This is a genomic window from Hydrogenophaga sp., from assembly GCF_051007235.1.
In the GTDB taxonomy this organism is placed as follows: Bacteria; Pseudomonadota; Gammaproteobacteria; order Burkholderiales; family Burkholderiaceae_C; genus Hydrogenophaga.
This window is the reverse complement of sequence record NZ_JBPCSJ010000460.1, coordinates 1-3483: the sequence shown is the minus strand read 5'-3', so window position 1 is coordinate 3483 and position 3483 is coordinate 1. Positions and strand designations below refer to the sequence as shown.

General features: G+C 70.7%; 4 protein-coding genes. All 4 read right to left on the bottom strand.

What is annotated here, in order from left to right; translation table 11 throughout:
- On the bottom strand, nt 1–980 hold a 980-nt coding region (locus ACR2JA_RS16425; RefSeq protein ID WP_434010147.1), incomplete at its 3' end, for a nickel-dependent hydrogenase large subunit.
- On the bottom strand, nt 977–1972 hold the full coding sequence (locus tag ACR2JA_RS16420; RefSeq protein ID WP_434010146.1) for a HupU protein: 996 nt from the start codon (nt 1970–1972) through the stop codon (nt 977–979). The genes ACR2JA_RS16420 and ACR2JA_RS16425, both read right to left, overlap by 4 nt.
- A gap of 78 nt (nt 1973–2050) precedes the next feature.
- Complete coding sequence (locus ACR2JA_RS16415; RefSeq protein ID WP_434010145.1) at nt 2051–2542, bottom strand: hydrogenase maturation protease; 492 nt, start codon at nt 2540–2542, stop codon at nt 2051–2053.
- Nucleotides 2539–3483 (bottom strand): Ni/Fe hydrogenase subunit alpha (locus ACR2JA_RS16410; RefSeq protein ID WP_434010144.1); only part of this gene is annotated, 945 nt, incomplete at its 5' end. The genes ACR2JA_RS16410 and ACR2JA_RS16415, both read right to left, overlap by 4 nt.

Here is a 3483-nt window from a genome sequence, read left to right as displayed (position 1 = left end):
GGCGCCTTGTTCCAGGTGTAGGCACCGGCCTTGTCGGGCTCGGGCCGGGTGACGCCGTGCAGCGGGTGCAGCGGCTCGCGCGGCTGCGCCAGCCAGGCGTGGGTGGCGTCTTCGGTGATGGCGTGGGCGTCCAGCGCGTCCAGCCGTTGCGCGTGACCGCGCCACAGGCCCGACGCCAGTGCGGTGCCTCCGGCGGGCTGGGCATAGGCACCAAAGCTGAGGTAACGGCCCGGGCCGGGGCCCAGGGTCTGCAAACCCAGGTCCTGCACCAGCGTGAGGAAGAAGCGCAGATCACCGCTCAGGGGCGCCTGCGCGTGCCAGGCCCAGAGCGCGTCGATGCTGTCCAGCGCGGTGAAGGCTTCGAGTGCATCGCCGATCAGGTGGCGTTCCAGGAAGGCGCGGAACTCGCGTAGCTTGGCCAGCAGGCGCACGCGCTCGGCCGCGTCGATGGGGCGGGTGGAGCCACCGGGTTCGACCGACTGCGTGTGCGGCCACTTGCCGCCCAGCGTGCCCAGCAGCGTGAGCCAGCGCTGGCGCGCCGCCGTGGCCGCGCGCACCTGCTCGCCACCGTCGGGCGCGAAGCGGCGCAGCGCCTCGGCGTGCCAGGGCTGGCCGGCGTAGACCGGGCGCACAAAGTCCGGCATGAAGAACAGGTAGAAGTGCGTCAGGTGGTCGGCGAGGTTCTCGGTCGCCAGGATCAGGTTGGTCGCGTGCTGGCCGTTGGGCGGCAGGGTGATACCGCCCAGATCGGCCAGCGCACGGGCCGACGCCACCGACTGCGAGACCGAGCAGATGCCGCAGATGCGCGGCACGTAGACCAGCGCGTCGTGCGGCGCCTTGCCCTGCAGGATCTGCTCGAAGCCGCGGTACATGGTGGCGTTGACCTGTGCCGAACGCACGCGATCGCCCTCGATCTCCAGCGCGACTTCAAGATCACCTTCGACGCGGTTGAACGGGCCAACAAGCAGACGGGTCGTCATTTCAATCGGGTCCTGCGGATCGCGGGCTTCTCCACCAGGTGGTCCGCCACCGCGTTGTGCTTCACCCGCTTGGGCGTCGCGCTCTTGGACAGTGAGGCCAGCGCGACGAACCAGGCCTTGGGCATGTCGGTGGGCAGGCCGACCGGGATGCCGGCGATCTTGGGCGTCTGGTGGAAGGGGTGGCCCGGTTCCTGGAAACCCGGCTCTGTGCAGGCGATGCAGGCGTAGCCGCCGCGGGTGCAGCTGCCGTCGCCGTTCCAGGGCCGGATGTTGCAGTCGGCGTGCACCTGCGTGCCCTTGCAGCCCATGTGCTCCATCATGCAGCCCAGGTCGGACGGCTTTTCGGCGCTGGCCTTGAACTCGTAGTACTCGTTGCGCGAGCAGCCGTGGTGCACCAGCTGATCGGCATAAAAGCGCGGGCGGGCCAGCGAGTCCAGGTCGTCTTCGGTGAAGGCATTGGCGGCCAGCGCCATCAGCGTGTCGATCACCCAGCTCGGGTGCGTCGGGCAGCCGGCGACGTTGATGACCGGCAGGCCACTGGCGCTGCGGAAATCGGCGCCCAGCAGGCCGCCGAGTCGGTCGTCCTCGTACTGCAGGCCGCAGGCGTCGGTGGGGTTGTCGCCACCGGCCGTGATACCGCCCCAGGCGGCGCAGCTGCCGATCGCCAGCACGTGTTTCGCTTTCGCGGCCAGTTCGCGCACCCAGTGGATCATGGGCAGGCCGGTGCCGGCCAGCATGTGGAAGCGCCCGGTGCCGTTCGGACCCCGCAGGAGCGAGCCTTCGACGCACAGCGCGTCGAGTTTCGTGGTGCCGTCGATGACCGAACGCAACAGGTTCAGCACGTCTTCACCACTGGCCAGCGAGAGCGAGGGGTGCCAGAGCAGCTCAATACCCGCGTCGCGCAGATGCCCCTGGAAGTCGGTGGTGTCGGCGCACAGCAGCGACATGCTGCAGCCGCCGCAGCCGCCGGATTGCAGCCAGAGGACGTTCATGTCAGTGGCGCCCGGCCGCCCGAAGCCACTGACGCACCCCCTCGGGGGGCAGCGAACGAAGTGAGCGTGGGGGTTGTTTCATGTCAGTAGCTCCACGGTGACGGGCTCGCCAGCCAACCAGCCGCGCGCCCAGGCGATGGCCTGTTCCAGATCGGCCAGCGCATCGGCGCTGGGGGCGGTGCCCAGCCCGAAGGCCTTGGCGCGGATGCCCAGCAGGGTCGCGGGTGGTGCCGGCTGGCCGTGCAGGTCTTCGTACACCTGCAGCACCGCCTCGGGTGCGAGCGCGTGGCTGCCAATGCCACCGCCGCGCGCGGCTTGCAACGGGCGCACGGTGAACGGTTCGGCGAGGTCCAGCGCCGCGTCAACGAACAGGATGCGCTCGCGGCCCACCAGGTCCAGCGCGTGTTCCACCTGCAGCTGGAAGTCGGTCAGCACCTCGACGCGACCGACCAGCGACGGTGCTCCTGCATGGGCCAGCAAACGCTCGGCCAGCAGCGGCCCGAGCGCGTCGTCGCCCCGGCTGGGGTTGCCCCAGGCCAGCACCAGCAGCGGCGCCACCTTCGTGCTCATTGCGCACGCTCCATCGGGTGCGGCGTGGCGCCGCGCTGCGTCTCGCCGGTGGACGAGCGCAGCACGTGGTCCAGCACATCGCCGTGCGCGTCGCGCAGCGTCACCGACAGCGGCATCTGGCCCAGCGCGTGCGTCGCGCACGACAGGCAGGGGTCGTAGGCGCGGATGGCGACCTCGATGTGGTTGAGCAGCGGCTCGGTGATGGTCTGGCCGTCCAGGTACTGCAGCGCGACCGAACGCACCGCCTCGTTCATGGCCTGGTTGTTGTGGGTGGTCGAGACGATGAGGTTGCAGCTTGTCACCAGGTCGTCGTCGCCCACTTCGTACTCGTGGATCAGCGTGCCGCGCGGCGCCTCGATGATGCCGGCGCCGCTGCGCTGGCGCTCGCCCGTGGCCTGCAGCGGGCCGCCCAGGATGGCGGGGTCGTCCAGCAGCTGCGCAATCACCTCCACGCCGTGCAGCAGCTCGATCATGCGCGCCCAGTGCGTGGCCAGCACCGCGTGCACCGGCCGGCCGCCGTGCGCGACCACAAAGGCCTGGCGCCGCGCTTCGGCGCGGGGCGTGGGGATGACGTCGCAGTTCTGCAGCCGCGCCAGCGGCCCGACGCGGTACCAGCCAGCCTCGGGCCCGAGCGCGCGGCGGTAGGGGAACTTCATGTAGGTCCAGGGCTTGACCGCCTCGTCGATCAGCTCGCGGTAACGCTGGTCCTCGAAGCCGTCCACCGCGACGCGGCCGTCCGCCTCGCGCAGGCGCAGCGCGCCGTCGTACAGCTCCATCGCGCCGCCGGGGCCGATGAGCGACATCATGGCCGCGGGCGTTTCACCGAAGTGCGCGTACGCGGGCGGCAAACCGGTGTGCAGGCGCTTCGCCAGGTCCACCGCCGCCTCGGCCCAGGCCAGCACCTCGGGCAGTTGCGCACGCAGGGTGTCGCGGTCCTCGCG

Coding starts and splice junctions, on each gene's coding strand:
- ACR2JA_RS16415 (WP_434010145.1), bottom strand. CDS start 2,542: ATGAGCACGAAGGTGGCGCCGCTGCTGGTGCTGGCCTGGGGCAACCCC.
- ACR2JA_RS16420 (WP_434010146.1), bottom strand. CDS start 1,972: ATGAACGTCCTCTGGCTGCAATCCGGCGGCTGCGGCGGCTGCAGCATG.